The organism is Brevibacillus daliensis, assembly GCF_021245735.1.
Lineage (GTDB): Bacteria > Bacillota > Bacilli > Brevibacillales > Brevibacillaceae > Brevibacillus_B > Brevibacillus_B daliensis.
This window is the reverse complement of the sequence record NZ_JAJISB010000028.1, coordinates 59,167-79,266: the sequence shown is the minus strand read 5'-3', so window position 1 is coordinate 79,266 and position 20,100 is coordinate 59,167. Positions and strand designations below refer to the sequence as shown.

26 protein-coding genes and 1 riboswitch are annotated in these 20,100 nt (G+C 39.2%); of the genes, 2 read left to right on the top strand and 24 right to left on the bottom strand.

Annotation, left to right across the window (positions count from 1 at the left end; all coding sequences use genetic code 11):
* Positions 1-482: 482 nt before the first annotated feature.
* Together LM917_RS18070 and LM917_RS18065 are read left to right on the top strand one after the other, a co-directional pair.
* A complete protein-coding gene (locus LM917_RS18070) occupies positions 483-1,013 on the top strand; it encodes an RNA polymerase sigma factor (RefSeq protein WP_232699088.1) in 531 nt (176 codons plus the stop codon).
* Positions 1,003-2,235 (top strand): DUF4309 domain-containing protein, encoded by a 1,233-nt coding sequence (locus LM917_RS18065; RefSeq protein WP_232699087.1) that lies wholly within the window; start codon positions 1,003-1,005, stop codon positions 2,233-2,235. The genes LM917_RS18070 and LM917_RS18065 overlap by 11 nt, the downstream gene beginning before the upstream one ends.
* Before the next feature lie 167 nt (positions 2,236-2,402).
* Here LM917_RS18065 and LM917_RS18060 read toward each other — a convergent pair whose 3' ends face one another.
* From LM917_RS18060 to LM917_RS17945, 24 genes are all read right to left on the bottom strand, one after another.
* Positions 2,403-2,987: a hypothetical protein gene (locus LM917_RS18060; RefSeq protein ID WP_232699086.1), complete on the bottom strand. Its 585-nt coding sequence runs from the start codon at positions 2,985-2,987 to the stop codon at positions 2,403-2,405.
* A 24-nt stretch (positions 2,988-3,011) separates the two neighbouring features.
* Positions 3,012-3,428, bottom strand: coding sequence for a hypothetical protein (locus LM917_RS18055; protein ID WP_232699085.1), 417 nt, complete (start codon positions 3,426-3,428; stop codon positions 3,012-3,014).
* Complete coding sequence (locus LM917_RS18050; protein WP_232699084.1) at positions 3,429-3,581, bottom strand: hypothetical protein; 153 nt, start codon at positions 3,579-3,581, stop codon at positions 3,429-3,431. It lies immediately after the preceding gene.
* A gap of 2 nt (positions 3,582-3,583) precedes the next feature.
* Entirely contained in the window at positions 3,584-3,994 is a 411-nt protein-coding gene (locus tag LM917_RS18045) for a hypothetical protein (RefSeq protein WP_232699083.1), read from the bottom strand.
* 165 nt (positions 3,995-4,159) lie between these two features.
* Entirely contained in the window at positions 4,160-4,366 is a 207-nt protein-coding gene (locus tag LM917_RS18040; protein WP_232699081.1) for a hypothetical protein, read from the bottom strand.
* A gap of 76 nt (positions 4,367-4,442) precedes the next feature.
* Positions 4,443-4,610 carry a hypothetical protein gene (locus LM917_RS18035; protein ID WP_232699080.1) on the bottom strand — a complete coding sequence of 56 codons (168 nt, stop codon included), beginning with the start codon at positions 4,608-4,610 and terminating at the stop codon, positions 4,443-4,445.
* A gap of 12 nt (positions 4,611-4,622) precedes the next feature.
* A complete protein-coding gene (locus LM917_RS18030) occupies positions 4,623-5,462 on the bottom strand; it encodes a hypothetical protein (RefSeq protein ID WP_232699079.1) in 840 nt (279 codons plus the stop codon).
* On the bottom strand, positions 5,462-6,208 hold the full coding sequence (locus tag LM917_RS18025) for a hypothetical protein (protein ID WP_232699078.1): 747 nt from the start codon (positions 6,206-6,208) through the stop codon (positions 5,462-5,464). The genes LM917_RS18030 and LM917_RS18025 overlap by 1 nt, the downstream gene beginning before the upstream one ends.
* A gap of 167 nt (positions 6,209-6,375) precedes the next feature.
* On the bottom strand, positions 6,376-7,725 hold the full coding sequence (locus tag LM917_RS18020; RefSeq protein WP_232699077.1) for an ATPase, T2SS/T4P/T4SS family: 1,350 nt from the start codon (positions 7,723-7,725) through the stop codon (positions 6,376-6,378).
* The gene (locus LM917_RS18015; protein WP_232699076.1) at positions 7,722-8,876 is read right to left on the bottom strand and encodes a hypothetical protein; all 1,155 of its coding nucleotides are present in this window, start codon (positions 8,874-8,876) and stop codon (positions 7,722-7,724) included. The genes LM917_RS18020 and LM917_RS18015 overlap by 4 nt, the downstream gene beginning before the upstream one ends.
* The gene (locus LM917_RS18010) at positions 8,873-9,664 is read right to left on the bottom strand and encodes a CpaB family protein (RefSeq protein WP_232699075.1); all 792 of its coding nucleotides are present in this window, start codon (positions 9,662-9,664) and stop codon (positions 8,873-8,875) included. Before LM917_RS18010 ends, LM917_RS18015 begins: the two co-directional genes overlap by 4 nt.
* An 11-nt stretch (positions 9,665-9,675) precedes the next feature.
* Positions 9,676-10,494 carry a hypothetical protein gene (locus LM917_RS18005; protein WP_232699074.1) on the bottom strand — a complete coding sequence of 273 codons (819 nt, stop codon included), beginning with the start codon at positions 10,492-10,494 and terminating at the stop codon, positions 9,676-9,678.
* 40 nt (positions 10,495-10,534) lie between these two features.
* Entirely contained in the window at positions 10,535-11,332 is a 798-nt protein-coding gene (locus LM917_RS18000) for a hypothetical protein (RefSeq protein WP_232699073.1), read from the bottom strand.
* Between the two features lie 128 nt (positions 11,333-11,460).
* Entirely contained in the window at positions 11,461-11,739 is a 279-nt protein-coding gene (locus LM917_RS17995) for a hypothetical protein (protein ID WP_232699071.1), read from the bottom strand.
* 101 nt (positions 11,740-11,840) lie between these two features.
* The gene (locus LM917_RS17990; protein ID WP_232699069.1) at positions 11,841-12,485 is read right to left on the bottom strand and encodes a DUF4046 domain-containing protein; all 645 of its coding nucleotides are present in this window, start codon (positions 12,483-12,485) and stop codon (positions 11,841-11,843) included.
* An 85-nt stretch (positions 12,486-12,570) separates the two neighbouring features.
* The gene (locus tag LM917_RS17985; protein ID WP_232699067.1) at positions 12,571-13,089 is read right to left on the bottom strand and encodes a hypothetical protein; all 519 of its coding nucleotides are present in this window, start codon (positions 13,087-13,089) and stop codon (positions 12,571-12,573) included.
* Positions 13,086-13,517, bottom strand: coding sequence for a TadE/TadG family type IV pilus assembly protein (locus LM917_RS17980; protein ID WP_232699066.1), 432 nt, complete (start codon positions 13,515-13,517; stop codon positions 13,086-13,088). Before LM917_RS17980 ends, LM917_RS17985 begins: the two co-directional genes overlap by 4 nt.
* Complete coding sequence (locus tag LM917_RS17975; RefSeq protein WP_232699065.1) at positions 13,510-13,995, bottom strand: A24 family peptidase; 486 nt, start codon at positions 13,993-13,995, stop codon at positions 13,510-13,512. Before LM917_RS17975 ends, LM917_RS17980 begins: the two co-directional genes overlap by 8 nt.
* The gene (locus LM917_RS17970; protein ID WP_232699064.1) at positions 13,992-14,168 is read right to left on the bottom strand and encodes a Flp family type IVb pilin; all 177 of its coding nucleotides are present in this window, start codon (positions 14,166-14,168) and stop codon (positions 13,992-13,994) included. Before LM917_RS17970 ends, LM917_RS17975 begins: the two co-directional genes overlap by 4 nt.
* 62 nt (positions 14,169-14,230) lie before the next feature.
* Positions 14,231-15,139 (bottom strand): type II secretion system F family protein, encoded by a 909-nt coding sequence (locus tag LM917_RS17965; RefSeq protein ID WP_232699063.1) that lies wholly within the window; start codon positions 15,137-15,139, stop codon positions 14,231-14,233.
* Positions 15,139-16,047 carry a type II secretion system F family protein gene (locus tag LM917_RS17960; protein WP_232699062.1) on the bottom strand — a complete coding sequence of 303 codons (909 nt, stop codon included), beginning with the start codon at positions 16,045-16,047 and terminating at the stop codon, positions 15,139-15,141. The genes LM917_RS17965 and LM917_RS17960 overlap by 1 nt, the downstream gene beginning before the upstream one ends.
* A 7-nt stretch (positions 16,048-16,054) precedes the next feature.
* The gene (locus LM917_RS17955; RefSeq protein ID WP_232699061.1) at positions 16,055-17,551 is read right to left on the bottom strand and encodes a TadA family conjugal transfer-associated ATPase; all 1,497 of its coding nucleotides are present in this window, start codon (positions 17,549-17,551) and stop codon (positions 16,055-16,057) included.
* Complete coding sequence (locus LM917_RS17950; RefSeq protein WP_232699060.1) at positions 17,548-18,927, bottom strand: CpaE/TadZ family protein; 1,380 nt, start codon at positions 18,925-18,927, stop codon at positions 17,548-17,550. Before LM917_RS17950 ends, LM917_RS17955 begins: the two co-directional genes overlap by 4 nt.
* Positions 18,928-19,668, bottom strand: coding sequence for a CpaB family protein (locus LM917_RS17945; RefSeq protein WP_232699059.1), 741 nt, complete (start codon positions 19,666-19,668; stop codon positions 18,928-18,930).
* A 326-nt stretch (positions 19,669-19,994) separates the two neighbouring features.
* A riboswitch (cyclic di-GMP riboswitch) is annotated at positions 19,995-20,087 on the top strand.
* Positions 20,088-20,100 lie beyond the last annotated feature (13 nt).

The following is a 20,100-nucleotide window of genomic DNA, read 5'->3' as shown; positions in this document are numbered from 1 at the left end:
GAATCTACTAGAACTTTTTACATATAGTTACCATTCACACTTTTGAAAGTCCATAGAAATCTCTGCTTAATTTTTAATTTCATTAACAAAAATTGGTCTTTTGTAGCTATTACTTATTAACCATATATAACTTCTATCGAATCAATTGCATCAGGCGCAAAGCACCAAACTATTTGCTTCCATTACATAGTATGCACACTTTTTTAGAAGTACAAGCAGGTTTTGAAAGATTTTTTGCAATCTTGTTCCACTAAATAAGACTGGATGCTTGGCTAAAAAGTTTCATATTGGGCGCGGGTGAAATTTTGGTGACTTATTGTAGAAATTCGCACACACCTATACGGTATGCATTTTTATTTCTCATTTTCGTGAAATCTCGTTCAAAATGTGGAGTGGATAAATTATTGTATAAAAAGTGTAAGCTCGAGCGAGATAGTACGTCTAATTGGTTAGCATGACTAAGAGAGGGTGTCACATAACGGATGAGCAGACGCGAAAACATTGAAGAATGGTTTATGCGTTACAGCGATGACATTTATAAATTCCTGGTGTATTACACGGGACAGCGTGACGTGGAGGATCTCGTTCAAGATGTCTTCATCAAGGCAATCAAGAGCTATGATAATTTCCAAGGTAGGTCCCAACCTAAAACATGGTTACTAACCATTGCACGTAATACCGCTATTGATCATAGCAGGAAAAAACGTCTGCTAAACTGGCTCCCTGATAATTGGCTGTTACATGTGCGTGAAACAGGACCTACTCCAGAAGAAATCATCGGGGAAAATGAAGAAAAAAGGTTGGTATATCAAGCAGTAAGTCAATTAAAACCAGCTTATCGGGAAGTAATCATTCTACGCAGTATCAAGGGCTTATCTCTAACTGAAACTGCTAGTATTCTCGGGTGGAGTGAAAGCAAGGTTAGCACCACCATGCATCGAGCAATCAAAGCCCTCCAACAAAAATGTAATGAAAAGAAAGAGACAAAGGGGATGATGAACCATGTCATCTGATCTGTATAAAAGCATCGAAAAAAATTTAAGTGAACTACCTGATGTAAAAATGGACCCCCAGCTAAAAACAGAGATGCTTACAACTATTCTTGATGAAGAAAAAAAGTGGGAAAAGCGTAAACAGCACCCTGCTAAGTGGAACTGGGCAGGAAAAATAGTCGTAGCAGGGACGCTTGCTCTGGGTACTTTTCTCTTGATTAGTCCTTGGGACAGCTCATTGCTAATAGAAAAATCTGGTACAGAGATGACCGGAGCTCTATCGCCTTCTCCAGACACCCACCCCGCTGGTGAAGTGAAAGACCCCGTATTGAAACGAGTGAAGAATCAAGCCGCATTTGGCAAAATAATCAATGCCAATTTTATTGTTGGTGAGACCACACTCAATGAGGTACTTACATCATGCGGTACACCCGACTTACAATTTGAGGCTGCTGGTCTACACTACGCAATCTATACCGAAAAGCGAATTTCCTTTCAATTTGGACCCGATCAAGTGTTGCGTGAAATAAGCTCTAAGGATACCAGCATCCAGGCTACATCAGTATCAGATTTGCTAAAAGAATGGGGAGATCCACTACTTGAGCAAAAACACACCAATCAAACTGTCTATATCTATCAGGTAAACGATCAGTACCAGCTGAAGGTTTTCGTTACCCCACCAACTAAAAACGAGAATACCACCGAAGCAAAGATTGATCGTGTGACTGTGAGTAAGGCTCCGAAAAGTGCAGATAAAAAAGAGTGGCAAGAGCAACAGAATTACTTGGAGTCATTTAAGCAGGTTATCAGCAAAGGCGATATGATCGGAACGCCGTTTATCGCAGGTAAAGATACTCGTCCGTTCATTGAAGATCAGATAGGTAAGCCTGATGCAGAGGAGATAACCGACTTTGGGATTATATATAGGCATTATCATGATAGAGGACTAACGTTTGGCTATGACAAAAATGGTTTCTTACGCCGCATCACTACGTACGAAGCTCGTCTACAAAACGCACGTTTATCTGATATTGAAAAGGTAATGGGAAAGACTGAATTACAGTGGACCGTTGAATCAAAAAAGGTGCTCCGCTATCCGATCAACGAGATATATAATTTGGAGATCTGGTTCTTACCAGAACAAAGTATGGAAAAAGATCCTTTTGTAAAACAAGCAACCCTGGTATATAAAAGTATTGAGAAAGTTGAACCTGATAGGAACCCTTTTTTGGACCCGTTGTAGTAGCATTAGAAGGTAGTGATGGTGGTAGGGTAAGCATCTTGCCGATGATGAAGTGAACGATAAACTATCAATAAGTAAGAAGTAAAAGAGCCGCTTTTGACATGATACGGCTCTTTTTTTCGTGAAATCAGTGCTGATTTTTGATCGGATAGATAGTTAGTGGCTAATTACCACTTCAACTCTTCTACACTAACCACAGGAAACTGATGGGAGGTACTGAATGGTAATAAAGAAGGCTCATTAACATAGCCCACTACGATACGCGAAGGACCAGCCATACGTTTTGGCGGAGTTTGGAGTATTCTCCCCTGTTCATCTTGAATGGAAACCCGGATTTGCCCACCTGCCGAATCATCATGAGGATCAACTATCATTTGTTGCAAGGTCAATCTATCATCTCGATACTCATATTCAAATTTGTGTGGCTTCCTCCAGTTAAGAAAATCAATATACTGGGTTTGTAAATGAACACTCCAGTCCGTAACACTGCTTTTATTTGGAATCATCTTATCTTGATTAACTTCATAATCCCCGTTCTTCATTACATTATCGGTAAAGCGAGCCGTTGCCTCTTCCTCTATCAAATCAATGACTCCCTCAGTTTTCAGCGCCTCATTTATCGCAAAAGAAGCGTCATGGTTTGCCATTTCTAACAATGTTTTTATCTCTTGTTTCTTTTGCATAATTAAGTCGGTATCAGCAACAACTAGACCAAAAAGGAGGAAAAGAAGAAGGGCACCAATCGTCAGCAATTTTATTCCCGTAAGTCTCCCCCCTTATAAGTCGTAATCCATTACGTTAATCGTACCGTTCCTTGTTACATAGATTTGATCACTATCCCTACCAAAAACTCTGGTTATAAATGGGACAGGCACTCTCATTGATAATTCAAATTGATCAGCGTGACTCCATAACACTGGCTCTTGAGCAAAGGTCCGCGATATTCCCATAGTAAGATCTTTTTCGTCTAGCTGATAACTTTTTATTTTTAACTCCTCTTTAACGAAATCTCTAGCTGCTTGAGATACATCTGCTTCACTTATTCCTCCACGATTGCTAATAAATGTGGCGGTTGCAAAACTGATATCTAGCAACTCATTTTTTATTTGAGAAATTAAATGAAACTGAACAACACCTACTTGTACAATCACTAACAATAGCAAAGACATGATGGTAGTTATTAATTGACCCATTTACTTCACCCCAAAAGAAGTGGCTATCTCTAACAATCGGGAAAAAAAGTTGATACTTACCGTCATCATGCTGTCGGGACCAATAAAGAGAACGGATGCTGTTAAAGGCAAAGTAATTACAAGCAATATCAATATAGATAATATTTTATTCATGGTTACCACCTAGAATCGAAATATTCAGACGGCTGTTTCGCTGAAAAAATAAACTCCGCTTCCCCTTTTGTAAAAGTATGAATCCATCTAGATATTCTCGAAGGTTGAATCCGCAATGTTAGATGAATTAGCTCACTTCGTTCTTTGTGTGACCTCAGATTAGCATCACGTGGCCAAGTGCCTTGGAAAAAGTCGCCATTGATAGTCTTCCAGCCATATTGGTCCATTTTGTCATGATAATACTTTTCTAACTCTTGATCGAGGTAACCAATATCTTTCATATCATCGAGAACATCTGAAAATATACCCCGAGCTAATGCACGCTCCATCGTATACATTTGTATACATGCTGTTATAGAAAACAATAGAAGTATGGCAACTAGGCACAGAAGAAATACTTTTAATTTATTCATAAAAAGAGTGCCTCCCGCTTAACGAAAGGTATGTACTGTTGCCTTTTGAATTCGCTGATGCTGGTAATCTGATACGGTCTTGGCCGGCTCCATGCTCCATAAAGATGCACAAACCATTGCAGTCATTACCATAATGATCAAGGCTGATAACAAATGAGTCATATCTTACCTGGAGGAAGAAGAGTATGAACTTCCATTTTGCATTTGGAATTTGATGATCTGATTTCCCGTATCATAATTCAGAGATGATACAGAGTCATCTATTCTTTCTGCTGCATTTGTTGCGGAAGGACTTAATTCATTTCCGTAGGATGAAACACCAATTCCCAATACCATTACGCAGGCAAGAAATATGAAGAACATTTTACTCATGTGTAAGACCCCTCTCATTTTTCGTTTCTTGTTTGAAATTATGTAAAACTGTTGAATGTAATCAATTCTAAAAAGCTTATTCTTTTACTGGTAACTCCTCAGGCAATGCCTGTTGAATCCAATGAACTGTTTTGTCTTGTAACCCATTCTCTTTAACAATTGCCTCGTTTAAGGTGCTCATCGTAGAAACAACAATACCAATGGTAAAAACGATACAACTCAATATAGCAAATAACTTGCTCATCTCCCCCACCCTTTAAATTAGATATTTGTGTAGTATTTCTCCCAAAACCTTATACCAAGGGAACATTGCAACAATTAACCCAATATAAAATGCCGGATAAACGGTTAAACTGTAAGCCATCCCTAATGATTTTATTTTTTTGCGATGACGAAACAGTCTACGATTATCAACGGATGATTCCAATCTAAGCATTGTATTCGTCGAAAGGGAGACAGGCATTTGTTCCAATGTCCTCATATTAGATACAAGGATAATGGCATCTTCTACACCTAACTCTCTTTTCAACCGCTCTAGTGCCGCTATTTTATCTTTATTCCATTCTGGGAGGGTTGGAATGTAATGCTTGAGTTGTCTCGTGGGGCGGGCAGCTTTTACCATAGCAGAATACGTAGGCACATTATTCTCCAGCAAAGCTATAAAACGATTGGTAAATCTGGCTATATCAACGCTTAACATGTCTTCTCTATAATTAGCCCACCATTTCAGAATGAATAATGGAATGAAAAATCCGACACACGAGACGAGACATATTACCAAAAATGAAATTGATTCAACCCCAAATGCCAACCTCCCCATCGATAGCAGAGTAAAAACTGCCAAACCACAAAAACACTGAATTGCAACCCACTCTGCTTTCCCCCACTTCAATGGATACCCAGCCTTTTGCAATAAATACTTCCAATGGTCATCCTCTTCTCGTTCAACTGAATCTCTCCAATATTTCCATAGACTCCTTGATAGAAAAGCTGGTTTCTTATACATCGCTTGAGTAAGAAATAACAAGAAAAAGAGAAAAGAGATAAAAATCAGCAATGCACTACCTAGTAATAGTAAATTTGAAAGGCTCCCCATCAAGACCCACTCCTCCTTCCCCAAATAAATGCCAATAGTATTGAAAAACACCATGTTGTTGCAGCAATAGACAATAATGCCTGACCATCCGCAGTAAAGAAATACAATCGATACGAATCCTCTAGCAACATCTGATTATAGGGAATAAGACAAATGCATATGAGGATAACAACTAGCAAGCTTATCCATATTGCATGTATCTCACTCCGCTTTTCACTCCATTCATCCTGCTGAATAAACATTTCATTAGTCAGGCGGTTCAGGGAGGTTTGTATATCTTCTGTCTCTCCTTCTAACCCACTAATAATGTAGGTGGAAAAATCTGCAGCCCAAGAATGATTGCACCTCTCAGCAAAATCCTCCATCTTCTTTATTACATTACTCCCATCAGTTAATGTATTGGTAAGAAGAAGTAATTCATTTTTCAGCTCCTTGGGGCATTCATCTATCATTTCACGGAAAGCGAGAGTAATATTTTTATGTGTACTGTAATATCTGGTATACAGATCAACAAACACAGAAAAGGATTTAATCATACGATTCACTTTTACCGTATATATAGCGTACAGAATAAGCCCTGGCACCAGTAGAAACAAGATAAACAACGATAGAGAAACGACTATATTTTTTGCAAGTAGTCCGATTATAAAACCTGTAACAGCACCACATAACGAGATAAGTAATATTACCTCAGGGAATAGTTTACTCGATACCACATCACACCAAATTACCAGCCTAGAATACACATACCGTGTACTCTTATCACCTAACAGCTTTTCTCTTAAATTCCATAAGCTCTTAGGATAAAGAATCCTCTTACTTCGCCTGTTTCGATAGATATAAACTCCTAAAGACCAAAATGCTACAAATAAACATATGCTCATCGGAAGCAATATAAGATGACTCGTCATACTCATATCATTCGCCCCTTTTCTATTACCCCCAGTTCCTGAAGAACATCAGAATTGGCTTGTCCCATATAGCACATATATTCAACTAACTCAGCACTGATTTTTTGTCCGGTCCACTCGTACTGATTGGTGACCCGATTATAAATAACAAGAGGGATAGCCTCCACACGTTTCATTACATCATTCCAATGGCTAGTGTATATTGCATCAATATACCGATGTCCATTATTTCGGTATGTAAGGGAATTGATGAAGTTAACAGCTCTACTAATTCTCTCTTGTGTAAGCTCTATACTTCTTCCTCCATACTGATACACAAGATCTGTTAAATCATTTAATGCTTTTTCAGGAAATCTTTCGTGCAATGCTGCAATTGTGGCGTCCGTCCCTCTAATTCCTGCGTTTACGAAATGATATGCTTCAAGCGGTTCTCGAATTTCCCCGATTAATACGGTATTGGCTGTTGTACGATAAATGTCTTTAAAACAACTTTCTAGACTGATCCCAATCTCCTCTACATTTTGTAATTCAATTACTTCTCCAGGCCAAATATCTGCAAACCTCATTTCATGCTCGCTTTCATAGATAGTAATGTACTCGTTTGCTGGATTTTTAAGTTTTAGCATAGATATGAGCAACGTAGTTTTACCCGCTGCCATAGGACCAATTACTAAGACATTTGCTCGCCCGTAAACCTGCTGCTCCAATAAAGCTTGGACTTTGAGATCAAATGTAGGCCTTCTCTGTAACCGCAAATCGTCTAGTGAAAAAGTTGTTGTAGTAAACTTACGCAAAATGATGGTTGGTTTTCTCGTATACGGATAAGTAAACATCGTTAATCTAGCTTTTATTTTTTCTACATACCCGCTTAACCTAGGCTTCTTTTCATGGAATAACAGCCCGGAGGCATTGGTTAGCTTCTGTTGCAGGATCTGTACTTCATCCCAGGTAGGAATATAAGATATTACTCGCTTAACCCCCGCTTCTAAATACGCTACGGGTTTATCTGCAGTTATTCTCACTTCCTCTATCAAAGGAGAAAGGTGTAAAACGACGTCAAGAATTCCCCAACCATACGTAGCAAAAACCAGACCTTCATATGGATTACAATATGGTAAGATTTCTTCGTGAAGCGGCCTACGCAGTATTTCCTCAAAATAATGTCTTAATCTAACAATGATCTGTCGTTGGCTGTCCCTGTCACCTTGTTCCACTAACATCAAGGTTTTTTGCATTTCTAATCGTTCTTCTTTTGATGTCCCATAATGATTAAGATAATCCCGGGCAGCCTGCTTGATATCGTTAATTGATTTGATGTGCTCTGTTCTCCATTTATTTGCCTCGGATCTCATCTTGCTATCACTCCGCTCAGGTTCAAATTTGTGCCTATTGAACACTTTTTAAAGCTTTGCAGATAAGCTTTCGGAGGAAACATTTCATTAATCAGGATACTTCCATTTTGAAAGGCTTGATGGATACGTGATGATTCGATGCGGGGTAATGTCCCCTCCACTTTTATGCCGGCCAAGTCTTTCATAGATACTTTGCTCATCTCAGCTTCATGATAAGGTGATACCATCAAACCAACTTTTTCATCTGGTAAATCCAGTGTTTTTACTATCCTGTCTACATTTTTCAAGCTAAATAATTCTGGACGTGAGAAGAATATTGTTTTATTTGACAAAAGAACTCCTTGTTTAGCCGCTTCCATTTGTATCATGGGATTCCCCCAGTCAATTAAAACCACATCAAAGATTTTACTCAGGATAAAAAATAACGACGATATCTCTTGCGAACTAAATTGAGCAGCTGCACTAGAATAGTAAACATTAGGCTCATACTCACTTCGAGCGAATATTTGTAGCCATTGTTTCAAGTCACGGCCCTCTTTATTACTAGAATCCAATCCATTTAAATCGGGTCGATAGCGGGCAATCTCGTAACCGTTCAAATGAAAAAATAAACTTAAATCTGGTTTATAGAGATTCATATCGACAACACCTATAAGGAGATGTCTGTTTTGTCTTGCAAGGAAAAGAGGGTAATTAATACAAAAGTTGGTTAAGCCTGCCCCGCCCGGACTCATTAAAGAATAAATACGATTTTCTCTACTATTCATGATCTCCTGATCAGTTCCGATAGATTTTTTCGTATCATGAATTCGTAGTAACTCTGTTTTAATTTGTTGATGTGTTAATCCAGGCGAGAGAACATATATGTTGGTTATCTTTTTTACCCTGACAATCTCTTCGATCAAAGATTGATCTCTATGAAAAGGAACCAAAATAATAGGTATATCAGTTGGAAGCTTTTGCACTAAGGATGGTAACCACTCCCAAACAGGACTAGTAAACGATTCTGAAAAAAACATACAAAAATCTGGTTGATATTCATGTATCGTCTCAATCAAATCAACATCATTTTTTACACAAACATATTCATATTGCTCGGGCACAAAATACCGCACCAATGATTTAATGGGATAACATACAACACCTCTCAAAATCCGTTTCCCTCCTCTCCTAAGCCAAGTCCAATTTGGATGATTCCATATTGCATTGCCTCAGCCAATATCACATACTCCTGGTCCGTAAGGTTAAAGCCAACGAAGGAAGCTATAGCAGAGGGTTGTGCTCGATAATCATAGTAGCGTTTCTCTACTTCATTAAGTGGTGTAGACTTTGAGGCTTCAAAAAAGGTTTTTGTCATATTACCTGCATCAGGCAGTATCTGAGGTTGAATCGAATAAATCTCAAATCCATTGTTATCTTTGACTGTGACAAGCTGACTTTCGAATAACAAATCAGCTGAAGTGTTTTGCATTTTAAAATGGGACGGTGCTGGCAAGGTTTCTATTTCGCTAGCTTGTTTGTATTTAATCCATACCTTCACGTGATCCCCTTTACGCAGCTCTGTAAGGGGCATTAGGTTAGTAACTGGTATTTCATATCGTGCTTCTCCGCGTTGTGGCAATAAGTATCCTTCTCTCAGCTTCTCCTCAATAAGCTGTTCCCCACCAAAAATGGTCTGCATGCTCTGTTTTCCTATTACATCTTCAATTTTTGCAAAAGAACCTGGAATAATTTCGTCCATTTCTTCATGATCAACGACTAAGTCAGCACGAGTAATGGGTTGAAAAGGTTGAATTTGTTTACCTGAAGCCACTTTTACAACTGGAGCAAACATCGTTTCGTGTACTAATTGATCAATGTATTTCGTTGCTGCATAAAAACTGCCTACAGCTAGCAGTAATGATAACAGGCAAATTATCAGTAAGGTTTTTTTCTTCATAACTCCTCTCCCTATCCCATTAGTGGTTCGAACACTTCGCTATTTTGTGGAAATGCTTCACAATAAATTTTTCCTTCTAACTGTGAGCGTCCAAGATGCTCGGCACATACCTGCTGAATGAAAATTAGGTATAGATCCCGATCATTACCATTATTCCAAAGCGATAATGTACCTAAGACTTTATTACGCATCTTTTTGGTATCAAAATATGTATTCCAACGATTGATGACATATTTACTTTTATGCTGGATCTTCTGCCAAAAAGGAGGCGGGGCTTCAGTAGCCATAAGCTGGGCTAAACGCGGAAAGTTGGTATCGAGAACAATCCAAACTTCATCAGCCCACTGTAAAATTAATTCCATCCCCTCCTCCTTCCAATTTGATGAGAGATCAAGTACCAATAGAGTTGATTGTTTTTGCCAAGTGAAAAACCAAGATAATAATTCTGCATGTGATTTGTTAAGACGAAGCTTGTCAGGTAAGTGAGTAACAGGGATGAGCAGTCTTCCTTCTTCTATGACTGCTGTCTTTGTTGAAGAGAAAATCTCGTGTGAGGTAGATTCTGTTCGGTACTTTCTATTTTCAATGTCTAGTGCAAAATAATAATAGGATGGGTACAGAGGATGTTCACATAAGGTAGTTAATTTTTTTTGACTTTCCAGCCAGGCATAATTAGACGCTATAAAACTAGCACCTGCTGAATGATATAAATTAATAATAATAATGACTTTGGAAGCTTGTTCAGGCTCTATTCCGATAGAAGGTTGTACCAATTTTTGTTTTAACTGCTGCCATTGTTCTTGTTCTTCTACAGTGGTACTATATTGCATATGTTCTACATGTCTAAAAGTTCTGATAAAATCTGTTACTTTATGATTCATGCTTGTTAAGAGGAAAGAAATCTTCCATTTTTATTTTTTCTCCATCTACCTGCCTACTTTCCTTATCCCTGGCTTCCAAATATTTCAGGAATTTCCCTACCATCTCTTCAATTCCCATCTGATGTCGATGATAGTAATATATTTTTCTTAGTCGCTCTTTCTCCTTATGTGACAGATCCGGCTTTACTTGCAAGATTTGATCTAAAAGTCTAGATAACTCAACATTGTTAGGTCTTCCACGTCTTGCAGGATTTTTATAGTATTGCTGGCGATATTCATCAAAAGCTTGGGGGTTCTCTATCAACCACACTTCTACCAATGATTCTATGTCTTGATAACTCCTAACTCCTAATCGATCCAAATATTGAAAGTACATCGCTTTAGATTTTTGTCCATTTTCCTGCCATTTAGCCATGAACTCATTAGAAGTAAGTACTTGCGTAACGTATTTCACCAACTCATGTTTATCCTTTGCCTGATACATTCCAATGGTCCTTTTAACTAGTGCAAATAGTTTCGAGTGAAATCCGTTATTTTTTGTTGGTTTAATAGACTTTTTTTCGTACCAAGCCTCTACTGCTAGGTCAAAATCTTTTCTGCATTGAATTAATTGAAGTCTATTAAGATGCTCAAAGAAAAAATCGACATCATACTTTTTCAGCACTTCATCTTGATAGTCAGAAAATACATAGTCAATAAACTTGAGTTTCATTTCCTCCATTTCCATCAGATCGCAAATTTGACCATAGCAACGTTCCACTAATTCAAATGAATTTGTAGCTAACATATTCAATACCTCCTAAACGTTGGAATATTTGGATATATTTTGTCTGATAATAAGAATTACGTCAATATTAATTTGTCGAATTTATTACCGCCTCTATCAATATATAGAGGCGGTAAGTGGGAAGAACGTTACTGAATCAACAGATATAATTCTTCCCCGGTTGGCAACAGAAGAGCGATCCTTCCATTGCGCATCCCGACGGTGGGAGCACCCTCCAACATAATCTCACCGTCATTAATTAATAAATACTCTCCGAACTGTCGAACTGATTGAATTCGAAAAGTACCCTTGGGCATTGCTTCCAACAGAAGCTTGTTACCCGGTTTGTGCTTTTGATAGCGGACCGCAATTCCGATCAAGCTGTCCACTGTCAGAGCATTTGTAACGTAAGCATGTACCGTTGCCATAGCAACCCTCCTCACAACAGAGTACGGCCGTTTCATATGCTTATAAGCTCATGAAACTATTCTTACCGTAAAAAAAGACAGTGGGAGTCTGCAAATATTTTTTAAAACTTTTCCATATGGGGAATAGCGCCCGATTCACTCCACAACCTCGGTTCAGCTAATTCAGGATAAATCTCAGTTACTAGGTCAAATGGGGAAAAATAGAGAGTATCCACTAAAATCTTTAGCTTATAGGTACGTAAAGTCTGGTACGCTTGGTCTGTCCTGGAGAAAATTTTGGGCAGTTCATATACACTTTTTATCTTTAAAAGTTCTTCGCACATATATGTAAAACAGACTTTTGCCCGTTCTTCTCCTAACAAACTTTGAAAATAGTGAAGTGGAAAATGACGACGCTTTCCTTGAAGGACCTCCTCATACACCCAAAGCACCTTTTCCTTTTCAGTCAAACGAGGTAAAAATGGATAGGCATAGTCAATGATATAGTAAACATCTGTTGGTTTTGCTTCTATCGGTGGCTCAATAAATTCTGTTATTAGGTGTAGTTTTAATATTCGAATATCACTACTTGATAGCTCTTTTCTGGCTTGTTCAGGTGTCCAATTTTTTACTTGCTCAACCACAAAACGGATGACTAATTGAATTTTTTTCTTTCGGTACTGAATATCTTCAAACTCGTAAGGTGAAAAGCGTTTTTGAGTACCCTCCAAAATTCTTTTATATTTTTCGATAATAGAAGAAGGCATGCGGAACACTCCTTACTTTGGACCCAATTTTTTCTAAAACTATCACGCCAAAGTAGGACAAAAATAATAAGTTTGTAAAATAATGTTAGTTTTTCACCTTTTTTATTTCTGCTTGTGCGGTTCGAAAGAAAGTAAAGTCAAAGTCATCAAAAAGCATGTACAGCTTTTTTTCAACATGAATAGCTACATGATATATGCCCTGCGTATATAGAGATTTTTGTTCTCCCTTCTGATGAATAATGCTTACTTCTTTACTTTTCGCTTGTAGCTCGGGGGCATTAAGTTTATATAAAATCTCTGCTTCTTCTCTGGCTCCACGAATAATTTTTGCTTTATGTCGCAATGCTTCTTCTGTCGTAGCGAATAGATAGGTCTTTGTTCTCCCTGATCCCTTATCATATTCAATCCACTGCCCTGCCGTTCTAGCACCTTTTACAATTAGGTCCGCGGTTTGTTGCGTTTTCATTTGAACGAGGTCAGCCTGTTCTACAAGCAGCACCATAGATAGTAATAGACTTAGAATGATAAGAAAAAAGAGCGAGAGGGGTAAAATTGTCCCTCGCTCTTCTAAAAGTATTCGAAACCACACTCCTTTCTTTCTCATCTCTCATCCTCCGCATCCTCCGCGTTCTCTATCATCATGTAGTAGGATTCCGCCACCGTGTATGTAGTGCCTGAAGCTAGTAATGGAAAAGTTAAGGTAACCTCAGTCTCAAGATGATTACCCTTGCTCCAGCTACCGCCTACTCTTAGCTCAATACCCTGCTCATAATAATAGAGCGCTTTCTTCAATTCTTTTTTGGCTTGTTTTTTAGCAATATACTGTGCCAAACCAAAATTAGGCTGAACACTGGCGAATCTTCCTGCCTGATAAGCAGCTGCGAGTGCTTTTTGTTTCTGATACATGATACTAAACTGATCACAGCCAAAGACGAACAAAAACCAGATCAACGGGAATACCAATATATATTCGATGATCTGGCTTCCCCTCTGATTTCGAACATAGGAGAGATATGGTCTTCTCTTACTCATAACGCAGCAATCCACCATGCACAAAATAAGCAAGAAGTAAGCATACAGCATAAGGCATAGAGAGCGCAGAGTCTTTTACTTTGGGTAGCCAAATTCTTCGATGTGCGTGCCAAGCTCCAGCCGTTCCCATCAGATGATGATATACCATGCTCCATCGGTAAGGAAATAAGAGTATAGAACCAGCACTTATCAGAATGGAATAAAAAAAGATTTGATAAGTCTCAACCGGAGAGGTCCATGCCCCTACTATCATGAGCAATTTTTGATCACCCATCCCCATCCCTCTAAGCAGAACAGGAAATAAGGTTAGTAAAAATGCTGTACCCATCCCAGCTACCGCACTCAACCAATCAGCTGATATAACCTGTACGAATACACCAACAATGATAGTTGGAAATAAAAGATGGTTGGGTAAACGGCGACTTTTCAAATCATAACAAGCCAGTACAATAAGAATTCCTAATAAAACACTACTCATTTGCTAAGCTGTTCCTGTAGTTCCTTTAATTTTTCGTCTTCCGTTGTACGTAATTCAACTAAAGTAGGAATCAGGAACACCAGAATTACTGCTACAATAATGACCATTTCCACAATGGTGACCCCATCCTCTTCCTTCCAAAACCGCTGTGCATAATTCAAAACCAGATTCATCTCACTCAGCCTCCTTCTTACTTTCTACTTTCACAAAAGAAAGAGAGCTCGTGCAAATATATTTACAAATTCTGCTGAATTCCCATAAAGGAGGGAGCCAGCACCAGGTACATTAGTGGAACCCCCATAAATAAAATCACCATGGGTAACAAACGAACGCTCATACGATTAACCTGCTCTGTTATTTCATCCTCCTGTCTGCGAAGCTGCTCCTCTACATGTACCTGCAACATTCCCCCTATACTTACCCCTTTTGTTAACGCCTCCTGAATATCTGTCACAATAGAGATAAACGAATTAAGCTCCCACTTTAGAGCAAGAGCCTCCAATGCTTTACGCCAATTCCCATACTGCTTTTCCTCTATTTCTAACCAGGCAATTTCTTGTCCTAACCTTTTGGGGAAACGTGTAGCTGATTTGCGCATAGCCGTATGTATTGGCATTCCAGCATTGACTAACGCCATTACGATACTGAAAAATAACGGGATTTGTCTTTCCATCTCTTCCTTCGCACGTTGGTCATACCAATTAAGAATTAGATTAGGTGCAAAATAAGAAAGGACCGCTACTCCCACGAACATTTTTTTGATTGTACTCAGCGGAATACCAGTAGCATAATCAATTGCTGCAATCAGCAAAGAAACACATAACAGACAAGCTCCGCTGATTTTAAAAAGAAGCCATTCCTCTGTGGTATTTTTCCACCGTAGTCTAGATAGCTTTTTACTTACATCTTTACTATCAAAGCCAACTCTTCTTGCTATTTGATCTGTTTTTTCCGGTAATGATAGCCATCTAATAGCCTGATTCACCCGCATATTTTCACTCCATTTAGGTGTGTTAGACGCCTCCAACTGACTATCTACACGCTCTTGTAAAATGATTCGGGTTTCTACATTGGCTACTTTTACATACGGTATCAGAGCAACTACGATTAAAAGCACGATCATGCAAGCCGAAAGAATCGCCATCACTCCTCACCACCTTTTCCACTCGATCGTAAGCCCAAATATCGTATACATTCTCCACCGCCTACAATGCATAGAAAACATAGTAAAATACTTACCCTACCACTCAAAGTCTCTGTTAGTGGCAAGAAATGCTGAGGGTTCTGAATATATAGCACACCAACAAAAACAAACGGCATCAGCGAAAGAATATTGACCTGAGCCAGAATTTGAGACATGGCCGCCTTCTTCCTACGATTAACCTGTTTTCTTCGAATAATTGTGGCTGCCGCTATATCCAGAGACCTTGATAAATCTCCCCCCAGATCCCGTTGCACTTGAACTATTGTCGCTAAATACTGCACGTCTGCTGAACCAGTACGTTGATACATTTCATTCATCGCTTCCTCTAACGTTACTTGAGCACGTAGCAATTCCAGCATTCGTTGATAGTGATTGGTAACATTCCTATCTAGCAACGGACTTATTGCTACCTGTTCAAATGCATGAAAATACGACGGGTTGGTACGTAGAGCACTCGCCATAATCCGAAGCGCTTTTGTATTCTCTTCCTCAAATCTCTCTTTTCGCTTGCTTCTTATTACACCCAACCAGCGCTCTACTACAAGTATTCCTGCAAATAAAAAGGGGCTAGCTAACAGCCAGGAATCTAATACATGACCGGTAATCATATACAACATCATTCCAGCGGCAAGGCAGAGTAACAGATACTGGGCCGTACTAAGCTGTGTTTGTGCCTGCTGGAGCCTATCTTCCAAACGAATGTACCAGCTATTTTTTAATTGATTTAAATGAGAATGTGGATGACTTTCTTGCTCATTATTATGAACCTTGGTCGGCATGAGGATAAAAAGAAGAGAGAGTACGATCAGAATGGTTAGACATTGTGACATCCACTCTTCCAAGATCATCTCCCCCCTACATTTTTATTGGAGTTGTAAAAAATATCTGATCGATCTCCTCTTGGCTAACTCCTTTTGATCTCCACTTGCGTACTAATCCCTCTGGCTTATATCCAGTCCATCGATATTGACCTATAACCTTTCCATTTTCAAATCCATGCTGTTCGTAGACAAAAATGTCTTGTAGATATACTCGATTAGGTATAACTTGTTTTACACTTAACATTCGCTTGATTCGGTCTTCATGCGATTCTCCTGTGCCAATAACTTCTGTGATGGCCACTACTTTTCTGCTCCCATCCTCATCGAATCTTTTTACTTGTATGATTAAATTAAGGGCCGAGCCGATCATAAGATTACGTTCCATTGAACTATACGCTTCGTCAGCTTTTCCAAACAGAATGGGTAATGTGGAATCAAGCAAAGCTCGTGGAGAATTGGCGTGTGCAGTGCTCCAACTCCCTGGGTGGTCCGTATTCATGGCCCATAAAATATCTACTATTTCCCCTCCCCGAGTTTCTCCCACAATAATGACATCTGGTCTTTTGCGCAGGGAGAGCCGGACACAATCACGGATAGAAAAGCCACCTTTTCCTTCGTGATTTGCTGGCTTGGTCAGTAATCGTCTGACATAAGGATGTTGTAGCTTTAATTCCAAAACGTCTTCGATTGTAATCACACTTAAAGTGGGTGAGATAAACTGTGAGATCAGATTGAGCAAATGGGTTTTCCCAGACCCCGTTCCCCCGCTAACTATTCCAGAAGCCCTCGAATGCGTAATCGCATATTGAATAAACGTAAGCATGGTTGAACAAATAGAACCGTATTGTAAATAATCCTGTTGCGTCAGCAAATCACGATGTTTCCGAATAGTTAACATATGACCATCTGGAGAAATTGATTTATGGGTTGCCGTCAGCCTTGAGCCATCAGGCATTTGAGTATGTAGCTCTGCTTTTGTTTCGTTAAATTCTCTGCCCATTGTAGCTGCTATCTGCTCTATTAATCGTAAAAGCTGTTCATCATCAAAAAAGTACTTCTCTGTTAATCGCTCCAGCTTTCCTGTACTTTTTTTCTCCACGAGTACATCATCAAATTTTTGGACAATAATCTCAGTTATATCCGGATCTTCTAATAGTTCATCAAGATATCCCCAACCAATAATCTCCCTCAAAATTCGATGGACCTCCACATCTAGTTGATGGGCAGGGAGTGGTGCTTGTTTTTCTACTAAAGATCTGATTTCTAGTGTAAGTTCTTCGATATACATAGGAGAATGCTTTTCCTCCCATAGCCTCTTCCCATGCTTCTCTACCAACTGAGTCTTTACATGTGATTCCTGTTCGCCGTTTAGATATTTCTCTTTGCCTATATATCGGGAAGCATTCTCTTGAATGACATGTCCTACTTTTTTATGAAGTCCGGAAAAATCCTGTGCCTGTTTGCGAAGCTCAGACATACCAAGTCGTTTTTGCTGCTCCATTCCCAATAGAGACATCCTAGTGAAATTCATTTACCCAACCCCTTTTGGAACCATTGAAAAAATCCCTTTCCCTTTTCAGAACGAGAAAGTGTAGCTCCTTTTACAGGCTCCTTGGTAATGGGAAGAAGCACGTTAGCAATCTTCTCAATCGCTGTCTTCGCCTGCGAACGTGAAGGAGAGCTTCTTAATGAAACACCGGTATTAATTGATCGTTTAACCTCTTCGTCATCAGGTATGGTTAAAAGTGTCTTGCTCGGGTGGATTTGAAAATATGCTTTCATTTCCTCCAAGGTGAACATCTCTCGCTTTTGCAGACGATTGATACATATCTGGATTTTATCTTCCGGATATTCGGCTTCTCGTAGTAATTTCAATACTCGATGAATATTTTCAATAGCATCTACCACAGGACTACCAACCATCACTACTTTTTCCGCAAAAAAGAGGGCCTGAATCGTTGCATCCGTCGTATCTGGTGCGGTATCGATTAGTACGACATCATAATCACTTCTTTTTATCGTTTCTAAAATCACATAGAGATGATAATCTTTAATTTCAAAACTATTACGTATATCGCACGGAGAAGTTAAAACATGCAATCCTGATTCTGGATGCGTGACAATAAATTGTTCCAGCTCCTGAGAATTATAAAAATACCTTCCTGCGTAATCCTGCCATTCTTCATGCGAAAGATAGGCAGAATCCTTCCGATCACGCTGTATCATCGTGTTTAATTGCTGATCAATATGCTGAACCCAGGTAAAGATATTGGGTGTCCTAGGTAGATTAAGTGTGGTAGCAAAAGTACCTAGATCAAGGTTAAAATCAACAGCCAAAACCTTCAACGCTCTACCCTCCCGCTGCAAACCTGCGTAATAAATTGCCAGCTCTCGAGATAGAAAAGTTTTACCTACTCCTCCTTTTGGTCCATATATGGTTAACAGATGTTGCTGGTGCGTGTCCATTCTTTTAGCAGATTGATCAGAAAAGGAATTTGTCTCAGGGTGTGCAAATGGGGGATAGGGCATGGCAGGATTGGGACTTTCACCTGTTAAGGCAAATGCTTCAATCGCTTGCACCAATATTGTTTTTTGTAAAATAAAAACACCAATATGACGTAAAAAGGACTCCAGATGTGCTTCCTCCAACGGAAAGACCACCATACACGTACTCATGGGAAAATAAAAGCGAATTTGTTGCGCCAGTAATACCGTATTCATTTCACTGATGGAACCAAGGAGAATCAAGTCAGGCTTATGTTGTTGGATGGTGGTAAAAATCAAGCTATGTTCCCTTACCTCAGCAATCACTTGAACATACCTGCTATTTCTAAATTGTTCTACGCAAAACGAGATCAGTTCATCTCTTTCATCAATGATTACTAGCCTCTTCCGCCTCTCGGACATCTATTCTTCCTCCTTTACATCCTGCCATCTTTTTTTCGTTTTCATGAGAGCAGCTGCAAATGCCACATCTCCAACCCCCACCTTCTGATCATTGGAATAAGCTGCTTTTCCTAAGTGAATCTTCCCGTAGTGAAGGGCATGGGTAAGCAAAGTAGCTTCATAGAGGGATAAGGAAATCGTAACTGCCTTTAAGCTAGGTCCATCGCTATCCAAACCTCGTTGCAAAAATACAACAGGCATTGCTCGCAGAAGAAGTCCGGTATGAGCACCCTCATCATCCTCAAAGGAAGCATATAAATGTACCCGATCACCCACCTGCAGATGCGCAGAAATACCGCTAATGTTATCGACTGGTAAGCTAATGGCTGTCTGATTGGGGTCATCAGCTAATACTGCCTGTTGATCAGTAGACATAGCGATATCCCCTTCTGATAATGGAATACCGCCCGACAGTTGCCTCGTTACAGGCAAACCAATCACATCCTGGATATTCTCCCATGCAATAAATCCCGGAATCGATCCCTCCGCTGAAAAAAGACTACGATGAAGCGCTACACTTCCCATTTCTACATCCTCTATTTCAATGCTTGTTCCCGCATCCAGCACAACATTCTCCTTCAGGTTGATATATGTAAACATATCTGGTCTCACAGCCTGATAAGTAGCCCAACCAACCGCTACAGCAAATAAAAGAATAGCAATCACTCGTACATAACTGATTCTGTATTCCCTTACACGCATGATTCCCGCTCCTTTTTTCTAACTTGAAAAGAGCATATCAACCCAATTTAGGACAAAAAAAGAAAAAATTTAATTTTTAATTTTAATTTCCTCCATTCTGAAAATACCTTATCTACAACGTTTTCGTTGTTTTATCATTTATTTTTAGTCTAAATTTCCCATGACTAGGACTTTTGTACTGTAAAGTTTTTTCTTATTATGCCGAATATGTATGTAGAGGTTTATGTGTCGCATTATTGAAAATCAATCATATGGTAAAAAATTATACTTATATCAGATTTACACTGATAAATTAGCTTAATTTTTCACATGTAGCAGAAAATCATACGCGACAAGGGCAAACTCATTGAAAAGTGAGGACGCAAAGCCACGGGTCTAAGGTTGTAGGTCTATACAACTATGATAGCCGGGTTGCCACCAACAGAGAGACTG

Coding starts and splice junctions, on each gene's coding strand:
- LM917_RS18065 (WP_232699087.1), top strand. CDS start 1,003: ATGTCATCTGATCTGTATAAAAGCATCGAAAAAAATTTAAGTGAACTA.
- LM917_RS17980 (WP_232699066.1), bottom strand. CDS start 13,517: ATGAGTAAGAGAAGACCATATCTCTCCTATGTTCGAAATCAGAGGGGA.
- LM917_RS17985 (WP_232699067.1), bottom strand. CDS start 13,089: ATGAGAAAGAAAGGAGTGTGGTTTCGAATACTTTTAGAAGAGCGAGGG.
- LM917_RS18000 (WP_232699073.1), bottom strand. CDS start 11,332: ATGTTAGCTACAAATTCATTTGAATTAGTGGAACGTTGCTATGGTCAA.
- LM917_RS18040 (WP_232699081.1), bottom strand. CDS start 4,366: ATGAGTAAAATGTTCTTCATATTTCTTGCCTGCGTAATGGTATTGGGA.
- LM917_RS17960 (WP_232699062.1), bottom strand. CDS start 16,047: ATGATCTTGGAAGAGTGGATGTCACAATGTCTAACCATTCTGATCGTA.
- LM917_RS17945 (WP_232699059.1), bottom strand. CDS start 19,668: ATGCGTGTAAGGGAATACAGAATCAGTTATGTACGAGTGATTGCTATT.
- LM917_RS17965 (WP_232699063.1), bottom strand. CDS start 15,139: ATGGCGATTCTTTCGGCTTGCATGATCGTGCTTTTAATCGTAGTTGCT.
- LM917_RS17950 (WP_232699060.1), bottom strand. CDS start 18,927: ATGTCCGAGAGGCGGAAGAGGCTAGTAATCATTGATGAAAGAGATGAA.
- LM917_RS18050 (WP_232699084.1), bottom strand. CDS start 3,581: ATGAATAAAATATTATCTATATTGATATTGCTTGTAATTACTTTGCCT.
- LM917_RS17975 (WP_232699065.1), bottom strand. CDS start 13,995: ATGAGTAGTGTTTTATTAGGAATTCTTATTGTACTGGCTTGTTATGAT.
- LM917_RS18045 (WP_232699083.1), bottom strand. CDS start 3,994: ATGAATAAATTAAAAGTATTTCTTCTGTGCCTAGTTGCCATACTTCTA.
- LM917_RS18020 (WP_232699077.1), bottom strand. CDS start 7,725: ATGAGATCCGAGGCAAATAAATGGAGAACAGAGCACATCAAATCAATT.
- LM917_RS17955 (WP_232699061.1), bottom strand. CDS start 17,551: ATGAATTTCACTAGGATGTCTCTATTGGGAATGGAGCAGCAAAAACGA.
- LM917_RS17990 (WP_232699069.1), bottom strand. CDS start 12,485: ATGCCTTCTTCTATTATCGAAAAATATAAAAGAATTTTGGAGGGTACT.
- LM917_RS18005 (WP_232699074.1), bottom strand. CDS start 10,494: ATGCAATATAGTACCACTGTAGAAGAACAAGAACAATGGCAGCAGTTA.
- LM917_RS18070 (WP_232699088.1), top strand. CDS start 483: ATGAGCAGACGCGAAAACATTGAAGAATGGTTTATGCGTTACAGCGAT.
- LM917_RS18035 (WP_232699080.1), bottom strand. CDS start 4,610: ATGAGCAAGTTATTTGCTATATTGAGTTGTATCGTTTTTACCATTGGT.
- LM917_RS18010 (WP_232699075.1), bottom strand. CDS start 9,664: ATGAAGAAAAAAACCTTACTGATAATTTGCCTGTTATCATTACTGCTA.
- LM917_RS17995 (WP_232699071.1), bottom strand. CDS start 11,739: ATGGCAACGGTACATGCTTACGTTACAAATGCTCTGACAGTGGACAGC.
- LM917_RS18055 (WP_232699085.1), bottom strand. CDS start 3,428: ATGGGTCAATTAATAACTACCATCATGTCTTTGCTATTGTTAGTGATT.
- LM917_RS18030 (WP_232699079.1), bottom strand. CDS start 5,462: ATGGGGAGCCTTTCAAATTTACTATTACTAGGTAGTGCATTGCTGATT.
- LM917_RS17970 (WP_232699064.1), bottom strand. CDS start 14,168: ATGAATCTGGTTTTGAATTATGCACAGCGGTTTTGGAAGGAAGAGGAT.